The sequence below is a fragment of the Pseudomonas sp. GD03862 genome, assembly GCF_029840855.1.
Classification (GTDB): Bacteria; Pseudomonadota; Gammaproteobacteria; order Pseudomonadales; family Pseudomonadaceae; genus Aquipseudomonas; species Aquipseudomonas alloputida.
Window position 1 is genome coordinate 25,504 of the sequence record NZ_JAOCDI010000023.1, and the last position, 15,976, is coordinate 41,479.

A 15,976-nucleotide genomic window follows, 5' to 3' on the forward strand; every position below is an offset into this window, starting at 1 on the left:
AATGGCTTCAGTGTGCGTGCTTGCCTGGCAGGGGATTTAGTCGTAAACGACCTGTTCTTAGCCAAAGCAGCCATGGCGACATTCTGTCCTTGCGAGGCTGTCGCGCACGTCACAGAATCGGTCGTAAATCACAGCAGCACTCTCTTAGCGATAAAAGGGACAACAGCCATGATGCATGCGGATTTGATTGATCAGGACGACCTCGCCGGCCACCTGCGCGCGCGCGGTTTCGATATTCCTGCCGGGGCCAGTGCCGAACAGGCGTGTGAAGCGGTGGTTCGTGGGCTGACCGAGCCCAATGCGCGGGCGCTGAAGGGGATGGTGGAGCAGATGTACACCGGTAGTGCGACGATCCTGCCTGCGGTGCGCCAGGCCATCGACAAGCAACTGTTGCCAGCGTTGGCGCAGTTCAACAAACGCGCGTAATTCTTTTACCCAGGCCCGGCCCCTTCGCGGAACAAGCCCGCCCCCACAGATCACCGCTGGCTCAGTTCAGCGGGTGACCTGTGGGAGCGGGCGTGCCCGCGAAGAGGCCGGCGCGGTATCAGAGCCTTACACTGGCAAATGTCGACTCATTGCGCGCCTGGCTCAGGGCCGCCATCGGCCCGCTGTGTGGCGACAGGGTCATGGCCTGCGGAATCGGCATCATGGCTACCTGCTGTGCGGTGTTGGAGCCCACACGCTCGTCACGCGGCGGAATACCGAAGTACTCGCGATAGCACTTGGAGAAGTGCGGGGTCGACACGAAGCCGCACACCGATGCCACTTCGATGATCGACATCGGCGTCTGCTTCAGCAGCTGCCGCGCCCGGATCAGGCGCAACTTCAGGTAGTAGCGCGACGGCGAGCAGTGCAGGTACTTCTGGAACAGGCGCTCCAGCTGACGTCGCGAAACCGACACATAGACCGCCAGTTCGTCCAGGTCGATCGGTTCCTCAAGATTGGCCTCCATCAGCGCGACGATTTCCTGCAACTTCGGCTGGTTGGTGCCAAGCATGTGCTTGAGCGGCACACGCTGGTGGTCCTGCTCGTTGCGAATACGCTCGTAGACGAACATCTCGGAGATCGCCGCCGACAGCTCGCGGCCGTGATCACGGCTGATCAGGTGCAGCATCATGTCCAGCGGCGCGGTGCCACCGGAGCTGGTGAAGCGGTTGCGGTCAAGGGTGAACAGGCGGGTGCTCATGTTCACCCGCGGGAAGGCTTCCTGCATTGCGGCCAGGCATTCCCAGTGCACGCTGCAATCGAAGCCGTCGAGCAGGCCGGCGCAGGCCAGTGCCCAACTGCCGGTGCACACGGCGCCCAGCCTGCGCGACTGACGGGCCTGGGCTTGCAGCCAGGTGACGTGTTCACGGGTGACGGAGCGCTGGATGCCAACACCACCACAGACAATCACGGTGTCGATAGGCGGAGCATTGCTGATGGCAGCATCCGGTGTGATTTGCAGACCATCGCTGGCCCACACCTGGCCGCCATCGATGGTCAGCGTGTGCCAGCGATACAGCTCACGACCAGACAGCTGGTTGGCCATGCGCAGCGGCTCGACCGCCGATGCCAGGGAAATCAGGGTGAAATTGTCCAATAGAAGAAACCCGATGGACTGGGGTGCTGTGCGGTTCTGGGTTGGATTCCCGGAGGTGTACGACGTCATCGCGATTTCTCCTCACACAAATGCAGGGTGTGCCTCAGGCGGGCACTTACTTCTTGTTATGACCCCTCGGTCATTTTCCGGGGGTAGGCTTGCCAATCTCAACGCAAACGCCGTGCCTAAACTTGAACGGCCATCCAAAAAAACCTGAAAACGACGCCTTTATGGGGCAATTCAAGTGCTTGCATCGTGTTGGCCAGTCGTCCAGAACAGGCGAGCTAGCGCGTTGCCTGTAACGGTTGAGCAGTTTAGTGACACGCGCCGCGTGGGTTTCCCAGAAGCGACACCTTTAAGTGTCACCGACAACGCCTACACTGATCGCGACATCCGACGATCGGTAGGCGGGCCGCCCATCACCGCACCATAAAGAGGCATAGGCGGTTGTGTTGCACCTGCATCAGCCTCAAGGGCCTCTTCGCGGGCAAGCCCGCTCCTACAGGGATTTGCACAGTTCCTGTAGGAGCGGGCTTGCCCGTGAAGAGGCCCAGAAGGTCAGTTCAGGAAATCAGCACTCGATAGCGCTGACCGCCAGGCCGCCGCGCGAGGTCTCTTTGTACTTGTCGTGCATATCGGCGCCGGTATCGCGCATGGTGCGGATTACCTGGTCGAGGGAAATGAAGTGCTCACCATCGCCGCGCAACGCCATCTGCACCGCGTTGATGGCCTTCACCGCAGCAATCGCGTTGCGCTCGATGCAGGGCACTTGCACCAACCCGCCCACCGGGTCGCAGGTCAGGCCAAGGTTGTGTTCCAGGGCAATTTCAGCGGCGTTCTCAACCTGTGGCGGGGTGGCGCCGAGCACTTCGGCAAGCCCCGCTGCGGCCATCGCGCAGGCCGAGCCGACTTCCCCCTGGCAGCCCACTTCGGCACCAGAGATCGAAGCGTTCTTCTTGCACAGGATGCCCACAGCGGCGGCAGCCAGGAAGTAATCGACAACGCTGGACTCATCCACCGCATCGCTAAATCGCATGTAGTAATGCAGCACTGCCGGGATGATGCCCGCCGCGCCGTTGGTAGGCGCGGTCACCATGCGCCCACCGGCGGCGTTTTCTTCATTGACCGCCAAGGCGAACAGGTTGACCCATTCCATGGCACTCATGGTCGAGCCGATCACGTTGGGCTTGCCGATTTCCTGCAGGCTGCGGTGCAGCTTGGCGGCGCGGCGGCGCACGTTCAGCCCGCCGGGTAGCGTGCCCTCGTACTTGAGGCCGTTGTTGACGCATTCCTGCATGGCTTCCCAGAGCTTGTGCAGGCCAGCGCGGATGTCTTCCTCGCTGCGCCAGACCTTCTCGTTGGCCATCATCAATTGCGACACGCTGAGGTCGTTTTGCTTGCACAGGCGCAGCAGTTCGGCGGCGCTGTTGAAGTCGTACGGCAACACTGTCTGGTCAGCATCCAGCACACCGCTGGCGGCTTGGGCTGCATCGACCACAAAACCGCCGCCCACCGAGTAATAGGTGTCGCGGTGCAACTCGCCCTGCTCGCCTTCGGCAATCAGGGTCATGGCGTTGGGGTGATAGGGCAGGTTCTCGTCCAGCAGCAGCATGTCGCGGGCCCAGACGAACTCGATGGGCAAGCGGCTATCCAGCTGCAGGGTGTTGGTTTCGCGCAGGTCGGCGATACGCGGCACGATCTGGGTCGGGTCAATGGCGTCAGGCCACTCGCCCATCAGGCCCATGATGGTGGCGTTGTCGGTGCCATGACCGATACCGGTGGCCGACAGCGAGCCATACAGGCGCACTTCGATCCGCTTTACACGTTCCAGCTCGCCGCGTTCTCGCAGGCCCTGAACGAACAGGGCGCCAGCACGCATGGGGCCGACGGTGTGGGAGCTGGAGGGCCCGACACCGATCTTGAACAGGTCGAACACGCTGATGGCCATTGTCGAATCACCTCTTGCTGGGCTTGTCTCTGCGCGCCATGCGCAGGGCGGGGTAGCTGCTAGTCTCAAACAGCGGGCCGCCTTGAATGCCAGCATCATCGGGCTTTTACCGCCCACCTCGCCGTCTGCAACCGACGTACTTTTGTCCAGCAGCGCCGCGCTGTTTTCAACCAGGAACTGCGCCCACCGCGCCGTTTTCCAGCGGCCTGGTGACGCAAAAATGCGCGCGAGGGGGTGGAAAAATCCATAAGCGACATCGCCCATACTGGATACGACCCGTTCCGTACTGGATACGACCCCACCAGTAGGCGATTGCCCGGCGCTGGAGGATTATCGAAAGCGACTCGTAAAGCACGGCCACGCATCCTGCCCTCTGCAGGCCTGGTCGACCGGACCCTCAGAAAGCCCGGCGACCCACGCGAACCCGAAGACAATATCTCAGGAGTCCATCCATGAAAGGTTCACCCTCGCTGTTGCTGGTTGCGTTACTGTCCGCGCCATTGCTGGCCCAAGCAGCCGAACCCGAGCAATGTCAGACTGTACGCTTCTCCGATGTCGGCTGGACCGACATCACAGTCACGACCGCGACCACCAGCGTTGTGCTCGAAGCCCTGGGTTACAAAACCCACACCACCATGATCTCGGTACCGGTGACCTACAAGTCGCTGGCCACCGGCAAGGACCTGGACGTGTTTCTCGGCAACTGGATGCCGACCATGGAGAACGACATCAAGCAGTACCGCGATGCCGGCACGGTAGAAACCGTGCGCGCCAACCTGGAAAACGCCAAGTACACCCTGGCAGTCCCCCAGGCGCTGTACGACAAGGGCCTGAAGGATTTCAGCGACATTGCCAAGTTCAAGAAGGAACTGAACGGCAAGATCTACGGCATCGAACCGGGTAACGACGGCAACCGCACCATCCAGAGCATGATCGACAAGAACGCCTTTGGCTTGAAGGACGCCGGTTTCAAGATCGTGCAGTCCAGCGAGGCGGGCATGCTGTCGCAGGTTGATCGCGCGCAGAAACGCGGCGAGGCCTTGGTGTTCCTGGGCTGGGAGCCACACCCGATGAACACCCGCTTCAAGATGCAGTACCTGACCGGCGGGGACGAATTCTTCGGCCCCGACTTCGGCAAGGCGACCGTGCTGACAAACACCCGCAAGGGATATACGCAGGAATGCAGCAACGTTGGCCAACTGCTTAAGAACCTGTCGTTCGAGCTCAAGGATGAAAGCACCATGATGGGCTATGTCCTGGACGACAAGATGAAACCCGAAGCCGCCGCCAAGAAATGGATCAAGGACAACCCAGGCAAGCTGGATGCCTGGCTGGCCGGCGTTACCACCGTGGATGGCAAACCTGGCCTGGAGGCGGTCAAGGCCAAGCTTACGCAATAACGAACTACGCAGTAGCGCTACCTCGGGGCAGGACCGTGCCTGCCCCGGGTTGATTTCAATCTATGCAGGTGGAAGCTCGCTATCATGCTTATCGATCAGAAAATACCCCTGGGCCAGTACATCGCGTCGTTCGTCGAATGGCTGACCCAGAACGGCGCGAATTACTTCGACGCCATCGCGCAAGGCCTGGAGTTCATGATCCATGGCGTCACCAGCGCCCTGACTTTCTTCAACCCGTTCGTGCTTATCGCCCTGTTCGCCGCCCTGGCGCATTTCATCCAGCGCAAGTGGGCACTGACCGCATTTGTCGCCCTGTCGTTCCTGCTGATCCTCAACCTGGGTTACTGGCAGGAAACCATGGAGACCCTGGCGCAGGTGACCTTCGCCACGGTGGTATGTGTGGTGATCGGCGTGCCACTGGGCATCCTCGCCGCGCACAAGCCGATGTTCTATACCGCCATGCGCCCGGTGCTCGACCTGATGCAGACGGTGCCCACCTTCGTCTACCTGATCCCTACCCTGACCCTGTTCGGCCTGGGCGTGGTGCCGGGGCTGATCTCCACCGTGGTGTTCGCCATTGCCGCGCCCATTCGCCTGACCTACCTGGGCATCTGCGACGTGCCGCAAGAGTTGATGGACGCCGGCAAGGCCTTTGGCTGCTCGCGTCGTCAGCTGCTTACCCGTATCGAACTGCCGCACGCGATGCCAAGCATCGCCGCCGGTGTCACTCAATGCATCATGCTGTCGCTGTCGATGGTGGTCATTGCCGCCCTGGTTGGCGCTGATGGCCTGGGCAAACCTGTGGTCAACGCACTGAACACCGCCGATATCTCCCTGGGCTTCGAAGCGGGCCTGGCGATCGTGCTGCTGGCAATCATGCTCGACCGTATCTGCAAGCAACCGGAACTGCCGGTAAGGGGTGAGGCATGAGCATCATTCGTTTCGAAGACGTCGACGTCATCTTCTCCAACAAGCCGCGCGAGGCACTGGCGATGCTGGACCAAGGCCAAACCCGCGAGCAGATCCTCAAGCAGACCGGCCTGGTGGTGGGTGTCGAAAAGGCCAACCTCGATATCAACAAAGGCGAGATCTGCGTGCTGATGGGCTTGTCCGGCTCGGGCAAGTCGAGCCTGCTGCGCTGCATCAACGGCCTCAACACCGTCAGCCGTGGCAAGTTGTTCGTCGAGCACGAAGGCAAGCACATCGACATTGCCAACTGCTCCGCGGCCGAGCTGAAGATGATGCGCACCAAGCGCATTGCCATGGTGTTCCAGAAGTTTGCCCTGATGCCTTGGCTGACGGTGCGCGAGAACATCAGCTTCGGCCTGGAAATGCAGGGTCGCCCGGAAAAGGAACGGCGCAAGCTGGTCGACGAGAAGCTTGAGCTGGTGGGCCTGACCCAGTGGCGCAACAAGAAGCCGGATGAGCTTTCTGGCGGCATGCAGCAGCGCGTGGGCCTGGCCCGGGCGCTGGCGATGGATGCCGACATCTTGCTGATGGACGAACCGTTCTCGGCCCTGGATCCACTGATCCGCCAGGGCCTGCAAGATGAGCTGCTTGGCCTGCAGGCCAAGCTGAGCAAAACCATCGTGTTCGTCAGCCATGACCTGGACGAGGCGCTGAAACTGGGTACCCGCATTGCGATCATGAAAGACGGTCGGATCATCCAGTACAGCAAGCCGGAGGAGATCGTGCTGAACCCGGCTGACGAATACGTGCGCACCTTCGTCGCCCATACCAACCCGCTGAACGTGCTGTGCGGGCGCAGCCTCATGCGCAGCCTGGACAACTGCAAGCGGGTCAATGGCTCGGTGTGCCTGGACCCAGGTATCGATTCGTGGCTGGACCTTGGCGAAGGCGGCGCGCTCAAGCGTGCACGCCAAGGCCAGAACGGGCTGGACATGCAGAAATGGGCACCGGGGCAAGATGTGGAGCTGCTGGAGCGCAGGCCGACCGTGGTGCACGCCGACATCGGCATGCGTGAGGCACTGCAGATTCGTTATCAAACCGGCAACAAGCTGGTGCTGCAGGATAACGACAGGGTGGTGGGGATACTCGGGGATACCGAGCTTTATCACGCGCTGCTCGGCAAGAACCACGGTTGAGGCAATTGGGGCCGCTTCGCGGCCCTTCGCGGGCACGCCCGCTCCCACAGGTTTGGACTGCCCCCAAGAAGTTGGACACCAATCCAACTCTTGGGGGGCAGTCCAGGTTTGCTGAGATCTCTGTGGGAGCGGGCGTGCCCGCGAAGGGCTGCAAAGCAGCCCCGATCAATGGATCAGCGAACGACAATCCCGCGCGAAGCCATGTAGGCCTTGGCCTCCGGCACTGTGTACTCGCCAAAGTGGAAGATGCTGGCCGCCAGCACCGCGCTGGCATGCCCTTCCAGAATGCCGTCTGCCAGGTGCTGCAGGTTACCCACACCCCCCGAGGCAATCACCGGAATCCCCAGCGCATCACTGATAGCGCGGGTAACGCCCAGGTCGAAGCCGTTCTTCATGCCGTCCTGGTCCATGCTGGTCAGCAGGATCTCGCCAGCGCCCAGGCCTTCCATCTTCTTCGCCCACTCGACTGCATCCAGCCCGGTCGGCTTGCGCCCGCCGTGAGTGAAAATCTCCCAGCGCGGCGCTTCACCTGGCCCGGACACCTTCTTGGCATCGATGGCGACAACGATGCACTGCGAACCGAAACGGTCCGCCGCCTCACCGACAAACTCTGGGTTGAACACCGCGGCGGTGTTGATCGAGACCTTGTCGGCACCGGCGTTGAGCAGGTTGCGGATGTCCTGCACGGTCCGCACGCCACCCCCTACCGTCAGCGGGATGAACACCTGGCTGGCCATGCGCTCGACGGTATGCAGCGTGGTGTCGCGCCCATCGACGCTGGCGGTGATGTCGAGAAAGGTGATTTCGTCGGCACCTTGCTCGTCGTAGCGACGGGCGATTTCCACCGGGTCGCCGGCATCACGGATGTTCTCGAACTTGACGCCCTTGACCACCCGGCCGTTGTCCACGTCCAGGCAAGGGATAATGCGCTTGGCCAGTGCCATGGTTCAGTCCTCAGCCTTGGTAGTTGTCACAGAAGGCCTGGGCCTCAGCGACATCCAGGGTGCCTTCGTAGATGGCACGGCCGGTGATGGCGCCGATGATGCCCGGGGCCTTGGCGTCCAGCAGGGCCTTGATGTCACCCAGGTTGTGAATGCCGCCCGAGGCGATCACCGGAATACGGGTGGCTTCAGCCAGTGCCTTGGTGAAGGGCACGTTGCAGCCCTGCATCATGCCGTCCTTGGCGATGTCGGTGTAGACGATCGCCGAGACGCCATCGGCCTCGAAACGCTTGGCCAGGTCGATGACCTGCACCGAGCTCACTTCGGCCCAACCGTCGGTGGCGACGAAACCGTCCTTGGCGTCCAGGCCGACGATGACCTTGCCCGGGAAGGCTTTGCACGCTTCAGCGACGAACTCGGGCTGCTTGACGGCCTTGGTGCCGATGATCACGTAGCTGACGCCAGCCTTGACGTAGTGTTCGATGGTTTCCAGCGAACGGATACCGCCGCCGATCTGGATCGGCAGGTTCGGGTAGCGCTTGGCGATGGCGGTAACCACTTCACCATTGACCGGCTGGCCTTCGAAGGCGCCGTTGAGGTCGACCAGGTGCAGGCGGCGGCAGCCACCTTCGACCCACTTGGCGGCCATGCTCACGGGGTCGTCGGAAAATACCGTAGAGTCTTCCATGCGGCCCTGGCGCAGGCGCACGCAAGCACCGTCCTTCAGATCGATAGCGGGGATAATCAGCATCTTGGGAACCTGTCTATTTGTTGGGTTTCAGGGCTTCTCGAGTGCCCACAGGTCGCTTTCGATGCTCTCGAACCGCTCCTTGAGGTGCAGCTGAACATCGGCAATCGCCCTGTTGTAGTAATGGGGTGCAATCTCTTTGCTGAACAGCTCGAGGACCTCGGCCACCTCGAACGACCCCAACTGCAGCTCGAAGCGGTCTTCGAGGAAGCGCTTCAAGGTGTCGAGCGCTTCGCGCTCCTGCTCGGGGGCCAGGGTGATGGTCGGGGCCTTGGTCTTCGACCTGCTCATTTACCAGCGCCCGTCCCAGGCGATGAAGTTCTGCAGCAGCTGCAGGCCATGGGTATGGCTCTTCTCCGGGTGGAACTGCACGGCAAAACGCGAACCGTCGGCCAGCGCTGCGGCGAAGTCGACGCCATAGTGACCGCGTCCCACCACTTGGCCCGGCTTGCCGGCATTGATGTAGTAGCTGTGCACGAAGTAGAAACGTGCGCGGTCAGGGATGTCGTGCCACAGCGGGTGGTCGATGGTCTGGCTGACTTCGTTCCAGCCCATGTGCGGCACCTTCAGGTGCTCGCCCTCTTCTTGCAGGTCTTTGCCGAAAAAGCGCACCTGGCCAGGGAACAGGCCAATGCAGTCGACGCCGGTGTTTTCCTCACTGTGCTCGAGCAGCGCCTGCATACCGACGCAGATGCCGAGGAACGGGCGGTCCTGGCTGACTTCGCGCACCAGGCTGTCGAAGCCGAGGCGGCGGATCTCGGCCATGCAGTCGCGAATCGCGCCCACGCCCGGGAACACCACACGGTCGGCCTCGCGGATCACTGAGGCATCGCTGGTAACCAGCACTTTACCTGCACCTACGTGCTCAAGCGCCTTGGCCACCGAGTGCAGGTTACCCATGCCATAGTCGATTACGGCTACCGTTTGCATTTACAGGCACCCTTTGGTGGAAGGCATCTGCCCGGCCATACGCTCGTCGAGGGTGATGGCCATGCGCAGAGCGCGGCCGAAAGCCTTGAATACGGTTTCGATCTGGTGGTGGGTGTTGTGGCCACGCAGGTTGTCGATATGCAGGGTTACCAGGGCGTGGTTGACGAAGCCCTGGAAAAACTCCTGGAACAGGTCGACGTCGAAGCCGCCAACGCTGGCACGGGTATACGGTACGTGCATCTGCAGGCCTGGGCGGCCAGAGAAGTCGATGACCACGCGTGACAGCGCTTCGTCCAGCGGCACGTAGGCGTGGCCGTAGCGGAAGATACCTTTCTTGTCACCGATAGCTTGGGCGAATGCCATGCCCAGGGTGATGCCGACGTCTTCGACGGTATGGTGATCGTCGATATGCGTGTCACCCTTGCACTCGATATCCAGATCGATCAACCCATGGCGGGCGATCTGGTCCAGCATGTGTTCAAGGAAGGGCACACCGATATCGAATCGGGCCTTGCCACTGCCATCGAGGTTGATCGAGCACTTGACCTGGGTTTCCAGGGTATTGCGCTCGACGGAAGCCTTACGTTCAACCATCACCAGCTCCGCAAAATCATTGGGCGAAAAGGGTTTCATTATAGGCCCAGAACGCGCCAGCTTGAAACGCGGATGACATATGGCAAAGCCAGGTTCTACGCGGGCTGGATACCGCTACAGGTCTATACAACCACAACGGCCCGCTCCTGCATCTGCGAAAGGGGCGCAGCGCCCCCCCCCTGCTGATCAATGGAACAGCACAGCAGTCTTCTGCAAGGTCACCCAGACACCCCAGGCCAACGGCACGACCACCACCGCCCAGGCCAGCAGCACCAGTGGCAGGCTGCCTGGCGCCGCTTTCCACTCCAGCGACCGAGCCCCATCGGCGCCCTTGTCATGGCTCAACGCCCGCTCGGCCGCCAGTTCGGCATCACTCATGAAGTGCTTGTCGGCTACCGGGCGCACCAGCATGTTGCAGATAAAGCCCAGCACCAGCAGACCCGCGAGGATGTACAAGGTCATGTCATAAGCCGCCGCCCGCTCCACGCCCGCTGCCAGTTGATACTCGCGCAGGTAGGTGATCAGCACCGGCCCCAGCACCCCCGCTGCCGCCCAGGCGGTCAGCAGGCGGCCATGGATGGCACCCACCATCTGCGTGCCGAACAGGTCGGCCAGGTAGGCCGGCACTGTTGCAAAACCACCGCCATACATCGAAAGGATGATGCAGAACGCTGCCACGAAAAGCGCCACGTTGCCCAGGTGCCCCATGTTCGGCACCAGGCTGTACAAGGCCACGCCCAAGGCGAAGAAGGCAAAGTAGGTGTTCTTGCGGCCGATGTAGTCAGAGAACGATGCCCAGAAGAACCGGCCGCCAATGTTGAACAGGCTCAGCAGGCCGGTAAAGCCGGCGGCGATCGCGGCAATCTGCGCCAGCTGCGCAGTGCTCAGCTGGCTGAAGGTCAGTTCGTTGCCCAGTAATTTACCGGCGAACACTTCCTGCAGCAGCGGTGACGCCATGCCCAAAATGCCGATGCCCGCCGACACGTTCAGGCACAGCACCAGCCAGATCAGCGCGAACTGCGGGGTCTTCCAGGCCACACTGACGTGCACATGACGGTCGGTGACCATGGCGTTACCGGCATTCTTCAACGGCGCAGCCCAGCCCTCAGGCTTCCAGCCGGTCGGTGGTACGCGATACGCCAGGGCGCCAGCGGTCATGAACACGAAGTAGATTGCCGCCATGGCGACAAAACTCTGCCATACGCCAACCTCGTGCTCATTGCCAAAATGCCCCATAAGCGCGGTGGCCAGCGGCGCCCCGACCATGGCCCCGCCGCCGAAGCCCATGATCGCCATACCGGTGGCCATGCCGCGTTTGTCCGGGAACCACTTGATCAAGGTCGACACGGGTGAGATGTAGCCCAGGCCCAGACCGATACCGCCAATCACGCCCGAGCCAAGCCACATCAGCCACAGCTGATGGGTTTTCACACCTATCGCCGAAAGCAGCATGCCACCGCACCAGCACAAGGCCGACACCAGGCCAGCCTTGCGCGGGCCGGCGTGCTCCAGCCAGCCGCCCAGCACCGCCGCCGAGCAGCCGAGGAAGACGAAGAACAGGGTATAGATCCAGCTCAGCATCGAGATTGGCCAGTCGCATTCGGCGCTGAACATCCGGGCCATGAAGCCCATGTCTGCCGCACAGGCGACGGGGGCGGTGATCCCCAGGGCTTGCGACAAAGGCAGCCAGAATACCGAGAAGCCGTAGGCCATACCGATGCACAGGTGAATGGCCAGGGCAGCTGGCGGGACCAGCCAGCGGTTGAAGCCCGGGCGGGCGATTATGCGTTCCTTCGACAGGAAGCCTGGCTCACTGGCCGAGCTTCCCGTCGCGACGGTACTGGTCATGAATCTGATCCTTGTTATAGGGAGGGTGCTCGCAAAGCGGCGCAAGGGTAGCAGCATCAAGCAGCATGAAAGCAATCTGCCATCGTTCATTTTTGCCTGACTGAAACGGTCATGTTCCCGGCAAAAGCTCAATATTAGGCTGTCGAAAGCCATACTCTCTGATACAGGCGTAGGAATTTCCTACATCTCTAGTCGTACAAGCGGGGGTAACCGCGACAGCGTTATACTCTGCCGCCTGAACTCACTAACGGACTAAAAGGACTCGCCCATGAAAGCGTTCGGCAAAATCCTGGGACTGGGGCTTCTCGGGTTACTGCTGATCATCGTGGCGCTGGGCTTCGCCCTGACCCACCTCTTTGATCCCAACGACTACAAAGACGAGATTCGCCAGCTGGCACGCGACAAGGCGCACGTCGAACTGACCCTCAACGGTGACATCGGCTGGAGCCTGTTCCCGTGGCTGGGCCTGGAGCTGCACGAAGCCAGCATCGCCACCTTGAACAAACCCAAGGAACCGTTCGCTGACCTGCAGATGCTTGGCCTTTCGGTCCGTGTGCTGCCGCTGCTGCGCCGCGAAGTGCAAATGAGCGACGTACGTGTCGAGGGCCTGAACCTGACCCTGGCGCGTGACGAACAGGGCCATGGCAACTGGGAGGACATCGGCAAGCCGCTGCCCGCGCAGAATGGCGCAAGCACCGATGCATCCGCACAGGCACCTGCCGAGCAGACGCCTGCGACCACCAACAGCAACGACCGCGCCATCAAGCTGGACATCGACAGCCTGACCGTGAACAACGCCCGCGTGCAGTACACCGATGCCAAGACCGGCCACAGCTACAGCGCCGAAAGCATCCAGCTGAGCACCGGCCCGATCCATGAAGGCGCAAACATTGCGCTCAAGGCCAGCGCCTTCATCAGCGCCAGCCAACCGAGCATCAAGGCCCGTACCGAGCTGGCCGGCGAATTGCGCTTCGACCGCAAGCTCAAGCGCTACAACTTCGAAGACATGCGCCTGTCGGGCGAGACCTCGGGTGAGCCTACCGGCGGCAAGACCGTGACCTTCGCCGCCCAAGGCCAACTGCTGGTCGACCTGGCCGCCAATGTCGCCTCATGGAACGGCCTGAAAGTCTCGGCCAACCAACTGCGCGCCCTCGGTGAGCTGAACGTGCGTGATCTGGACAAAGCACCCCAGCTGAGCGGCGGCCTGTCCATCGCCCAGTTCAACCTGCGCGCCTTCCTTGAAAGCATTGGCCACCCGCTGCCGGCCACCAACGACCCGGCCGCCTTCGCCAAGCTGGAGCTGGTGACTCGCCTGCAGGGCACGCCCAGCAGCCTGGCCCTGGAAGACCTGGCAGTGAAGCTGGACGACAGCACCTTCAGCGGCCGCGTGGCCGTCGAAGATTTCGCCAAACAAGCCCTGCGCCTGCAGCTTAAGGGCGACACCTTCGACGCCGACCGCTACCTGCCGGCCAAGAGCGAAGAAGCCAAGGGCGCCACCGCTGCGCGCCAGGCCGAGGTCAAGCAACAAGAGGCCAGCGCCGTAGCCGGTGCCGGCACCACACCACTGCCCAACGCCCCAACACAAGTGGCATGGAGCGACGACAAGCTGCTGCCGGTCGACCGTCTGCGCGCCCTCGACCTGCAGGCCGACCTGGCCTTCGGCTCGTTGACCCTGGACAAGCTGCCGATCGAGGGCGCCCAGCTCAAGGCCGTTGGCCAAGGCGGCCTGCTGACCCTGCAAACCCTGCGCGGAGAGCTGTACAACGGCACCTTCGAAGCCAAGGGCACGGTCGACGTGCGCCCTGCCGTGCCACAGCTGGGTGTGAACACCAATATCCAGCGGGTGCCGGTGGAACACTTCATCAAGACCGAAGGCAAGGAACAGACGCCACCGGTCAAGGGCCTGCTGACCCTGACCAGTGATCTGACAGCCACCGGTAACAGCCAGAAAGCACTGGTCGACACCCTGAACGGCAGCGCAAACTTCGCCATCAACGATGGCGTGCTGGTCAATGCCAACCTGGAACAGCAGCTGTGCCAGGCCATCGCCACGCTCAATCGCAAGACGCTGAGCAGCGAACCACGCGGCAAGGACACCCCGTTCCAGGAGCTGCGCGGCAGCCTGGTAGTACGCAACGGCGTCGCCAGCAACCCGGACCTCAAGGCGCGCATCCCGGGTCTGACCGTCAATGGCCATGGTGACCTCGACCTGCGCGTGCTGGGCATGGACTACAACATCGGCATAGTCGTCGAAGGCGACCAGCGTGCCATGCCGGACCCGGCCTGCCAGGTCAACGAACGTTATGTGGGTGTTGAAGTCCCCCTGCGCTGCCGTGGTCCGCTGGAACTCGGCGCAAAGGCCTGCCGCCTCGACCAGAACGGCCTGGGCAAGGTTGCCGCCAAGCTGGCCGGCAACCGCCTGAAAGACAAGATCGATGAAAAACTTGACGAAAAACTTGGAGACAAAGTGAGCCCGGAACTGAAAGACGCGCTCAAGGGGCTGTTCAACCGATGAGCCCCGAGCAGTTCTCCAGCGCAGTACTGGACTGGTATGACGAGCACGGCCGGCACGACCTGCCCTGGCAACAGGGCATCACGCCGTACCGGGTGTGGGTATCGGAAATCATGTTGCAGCAGACCCAGGTCAGCACCGTGCTCAATTACTTCGACCGCTTCATGCAGGCCCTGCCAACCGTGCAAGCCCTGGCCGAGGCACCGGAGGACGAAGTGCTGCACCTGTGGACGGGCCTTGGCTACTACACCCGCGCACGCAACCTGCAAAAGGCCGCCAAGGTCGTCGTCGAGCAACATGGCGGCGAATTCCCGCGCAGCGTCGAGCAGCTTACCGAGCTGCCCGGCATTGGCCGCTCCACTGCCGGCGCCATCGCCAGCATCAGCATGGGCATCCGCGCACCGATCCTCGACGGCAACGTCAAGCGCGTGCTGGCACGCTACACCGCCCAGGCCGGCTACCCCGGCGAACCCAAGGTTGCCAACCAGCTATGGGCCACTGCCGAGCGCTTTACCCCGCAACAACGCGCCAACCACTACACCCAGGCGATGATGGACATGGGCGCCACGCTGTGCACGCGCAGCAAGCCCAGTTGCCTGATCTGCCCGTTGCAGCGCGGCTGCGAAGCGCACCTGCACGGCGAAGAAACCCGCTACCCCGAGCCCAAACCGCGCAAGGCGCTGCCGCAACGGCGCACACTGATGCCACTGCTGGCCAACCACGAAGGCGCCATCCTGCTTTACCGCCGCCCTTCCAGCGGCCTGTGGGGTGGTTTGTGGAGCCTCCCGGAGCTGGACGACATCGCCCAGCTCGACGACCTGGCCTACCAGCACGGCCTGCGCCTCGCTGGCCGCCACGCCATGGACGGCCTGACCCATACCTTCAGCCACTTCCAGCTGGCGATTGAGCCCTGGCTCGTGCACGTCGACCCGGTCGGCGAGCACGTGGCCGAGGCCGACTGGCTCTGGTATAACCTCGCCACCCCGCCGCGCCTGGGCCTCGCCGCCCCGGTGAAAAAGCTGCTTGAACGCGCGGCCGACGAACTGATCGCAGGAGACGCCCGATGACCCGCACCGTGATGTGCCGCAAATACCAAGAAGAACTGCCAGGCCTGGAACGCCCGCCCTATCCCGGTGCCAAGGGCCAGGACATCTTCGAACACATCTCGCAGAAAGCCTGGGCCGACTGGCAGAAGCACCAGACCATGCTGATCAACGAGAAGCGCCTGAACATGATGAACGCCGAGGACCGCAAATTCCTCCAGGCTGAGATGGACAAGTTTTTCGCCGGCGAAGAATACGCCCAGGCCGAAGGCTACGTTCCACCGGCCGAATGACCCCAAAAATCGTAAGCGACGGAATTAATTTA

General features: G+C 62.1%; 15 protein-coding genes. 7 read left to right on the top strand and 8 right to left on the bottom strand.

Annotated features, from left to right (window positions below; genetic code table 11):
• Window positions 1–168 precede the first annotated feature (168 nt).
• Complete coding sequence (locus N5D53_RS16055) at window positions 169–426, top strand: hypothetical protein (protein WP_003255717.1); 258 nt, start codon at window positions 169–171, stop codon at window positions 424–426.
• Between the two features lie 118 nt (window positions 427–544).
• On the opposite strand, the gene N5D53_RS16060 is transcribed toward N5D53_RS16055, so the two are convergent.
• Both N5D53_RS16060 and N5D53_RS16065 read right to left on the bottom strand, forming a co-directional pair.
• Entirely contained in the window at window positions 545–1,651 is a 1,107-nt protein-coding gene (locus N5D53_RS16060) for a GlxA family transcriptional regulator (protein ID WP_104960620.1), read from the bottom strand.
• Window positions 1,652–2,153: 502 nt separating this feature from the next.
• The gene (locus N5D53_RS16065) at window positions 2,154–3,530 is read right to left on the bottom strand and encodes an L-serine ammonia-lyase (RefSeq protein ID WP_010951662.1); all 1,377 of its coding nucleotides are present in this window, start codon (window positions 3,528–3,530) and stop codon (window positions 2,154–2,156) included.
• Window positions 3,531–3,982: 452 nt separating this feature from the next.
• Here N5D53_RS16065 and N5D53_RS16070 point away from each other — a divergent pair, with 452 nt between their 5' ends.
• From N5D53_RS16070 to choV, 3 genes are all read left to right on the top strand, one after another.
• Window positions 3,983–4,930, top strand: coding sequence for a choline ABC transporter substrate-binding protein (locus N5D53_RS16070; protein ID WP_104960619.1), 948 nt, complete (start codon window positions 3,983–3,985; stop codon window positions 4,928–4,930).
• A gap of 81 nt (window positions 4,931–5,011) precedes the next feature.
• A complete protein-coding gene (gene choW / locus N5D53_RS16075) occupies window positions 5,012–5,860 on the top strand; it encodes a choline ABC transporter permease subunit (protein ID WP_172830946.1) in 849 nt (282 codons plus the stop codon).
• Complete coding sequence (choV, locus tag N5D53_RS16080) at window positions 5,857–7,035, top strand: choline ABC transporter ATP-binding protein (RefSeq protein ID WP_190869767.1); 1,179 nt, start codon at window positions 5,857–5,859, stop codon at window positions 7,033–7,035. The genes choW and choV overlap by 4 nt, the downstream gene beginning before the upstream one ends.
• Before the next feature lie 173 nt (window positions 7,036–7,208).
• On the opposite strand, the gene hisF is transcribed toward choV, so the two are convergent.
• From hisF to N5D53_RS16110, 6 genes are all read right to left on the bottom strand, one after another.
• On the bottom strand, window positions 7,209–7,979 hold the full coding sequence (hisF, locus tag N5D53_RS16085) for an imidazole glycerol phosphate synthase subunit HisF (protein WP_003255729.1): 771 nt from the start codon (window positions 7,977–7,979) through the stop codon (window positions 7,209–7,211).
• A 10-nt stretch (window positions 7,980–7,989) separates the two neighbouring features.
• Complete coding sequence (gene hisA / locus N5D53_RS16090) at window positions 7,990–8,727, bottom strand: 1-(5-phosphoribosyl)-5-[(5-phosphoribosylamino)methylideneamino]imidazole-4-carboxamide isomerase (RefSeq protein WP_003255731.1); 738 nt, start codon at window positions 8,725–8,727, stop codon at window positions 7,990–7,992.
• Between the two features lie 27 nt (window positions 8,728–8,754).
• Window positions 8,755–9,015, bottom strand: a complete 261-nt coding sequence (locus N5D53_RS16095) for a DUF2164 domain-containing protein (RefSeq protein WP_003255734.1) — start codon at window positions 9,013–9,015, stop codon at window positions 8,755–8,757.
• Window positions 9,016–9,654: an imidazole glycerol phosphate synthase subunit HisH gene (hisH, locus tag N5D53_RS16100; RefSeq protein WP_014589369.1), complete on the bottom strand. Its 639-nt coding sequence runs from the start codon at window positions 9,652–9,654 to the stop codon at window positions 9,016–9,018. It abuts the gene before it with no gap.
• Entirely contained in the window at window positions 9,655–10,248 is a 594-nt protein-coding gene (hisB, locus tag N5D53_RS16105; protein ID WP_003255736.1) for an imidazoleglycerol-phosphate dehydratase HisB, read from the bottom strand.
• A 186-nt stretch (window positions 10,249–10,434) separates the two neighbouring features.
• On the bottom strand, window positions 10,435–12,096 hold the full coding sequence (locus N5D53_RS16110; protein WP_266022179.1) for an OFA family MFS transporter: 1,662 nt from the start codon (window positions 12,094–12,096) through the stop codon (window positions 10,435–10,437).
• Window positions 12,097–12,364: 268 nt separating this feature from the next.
• On the opposite strand from N5D53_RS16110, the gene N5D53_RS16115 reads away from it, so the two are divergent.
• From N5D53_RS16115 to N5D53_RS16125, 3 genes are read left to right on the top strand one after another with little or no spacing between them, the layout of a single operon-like run.
• Window positions 12,365–14,611 (top strand): AsmA family protein, encoded by a 2,247-nt coding sequence (locus tag N5D53_RS16115; RefSeq protein ID WP_104960617.1) that lies wholly within the window; start codon window positions 12,365–12,367, stop codon window positions 14,609–14,611.
• Window positions 14,608–15,675 (top strand): A/G-specific adenine glycosylase, encoded by a 1,068-nt coding sequence (gene mutY / locus N5D53_RS16120; RefSeq protein WP_010951654.1) that lies wholly within the window; start codon window positions 14,608–14,610, stop codon window positions 15,673–15,675. Before N5D53_RS16115 ends, mutY begins: the two co-directional genes overlap by 4 nt.
• A complete protein-coding gene (locus tag N5D53_RS16125) occupies window positions 15,672–15,944 on the top strand; it encodes an oxidative damage protection protein (protein ID WP_003255742.1) in 273 nt (90 codons plus the stop codon). Before mutY ends, N5D53_RS16125 begins: the two co-directional genes overlap by 4 nt.
• Window positions 15,945–15,976: the final 32 nt, after the last annotated feature.

Excerpts from the sequence above, each read along its gene's own strand:
- N5D53_RS16055 (WP_003255717.1), top strand. The coding sequence starts at position 169 with ATGATGCATGCGGATTTGATTGATCAGGACGACCTCGCCGGCCACCTG.
- N5D53_RS16060 (WP_104960620.1), bottom strand. The coding sequence starts at position 1,651 with ATGACGTCGTACACCTCCGGGAATCCAACCCAGAACCGCACAGCACCC.
- N5D53_RS16065 (WP_010951662.1), bottom strand. The coding sequence starts at position 3,530 with ATGGCCATCAGCGTGTTCGACCTGTTCAAGATCGGTGTCGGGCCCTCC.
- N5D53_RS16070 (WP_104960619.1), top strand. The coding sequence starts at position 3,983 with ATGAAAGGTTCACCCTCGCTGTTGCTGGTTGCGTTACTGTCCGCGCCA.
- choV (WP_190869767.1), top strand. The coding sequence starts at position 5,857 with ATGAGCATCATTCGTTTCGAAGACGTCGACGTCATCTTCTCCAACAAG.
- hisF (WP_003255729.1), bottom strand. The coding sequence starts at position 7,979 with ATGGCACTGGCCAAGCGCATTATCCCTTGCCTGGACGTGGACAACGGC.
- hisA (WP_003255731.1), bottom strand. The coding sequence starts at position 8,727 with ATGCTGATTATCCCCGCTATCGATCTGAAGGACGGTGCTTGCGTGCGC.
- N5D53_RS16095 (WP_003255734.1), bottom strand. The coding sequence starts at position 9,015 with ATGAGCAGGTCGAAGACCAAGGCCCCGACCATCACCCTGGCCCCCGAG.
- hisH (WP_014589369.1), bottom strand. The coding sequence starts at position 9,654 with ATGCAAACGGTAGCCGTAATCGACTATGGCATGGGTAACCTGCACTCG.
- hisB (WP_003255736.1), bottom strand. The coding sequence starts at position 10,248 with ATGGTTGAACGTAAGGCTTCCGTCGAGCGCAATACCCTGGAAACCCAG.
- N5D53_RS16110 (WP_266022179.1), bottom strand. The coding sequence starts at position 12,096 with ATGACCAGTACCGTCGCGACGGGAAGCTCGGCCAGTGAGCCAGGCTTC.
- N5D53_RS16115 (WP_104960617.1), top strand. The coding sequence starts at position 12,365 with ATGAAAGCGTTCGGCAAAATCCTGGGACTGGGGCTTCTCGGGTTACTG.
- mutY (WP_010951654.1), top strand. The coding sequence starts at position 14,608 with ATGAGCCCCGAGCAGTTCTCCAGCGCAGTACTGGACTGGTATGACGAG.
- N5D53_RS16125 (WP_003255742.1), top strand. The coding sequence starts at position 15,672 with ATGACCCGCACCGTGATGTGCCGCAAATACCAAGAAGAACTGCCAGGC.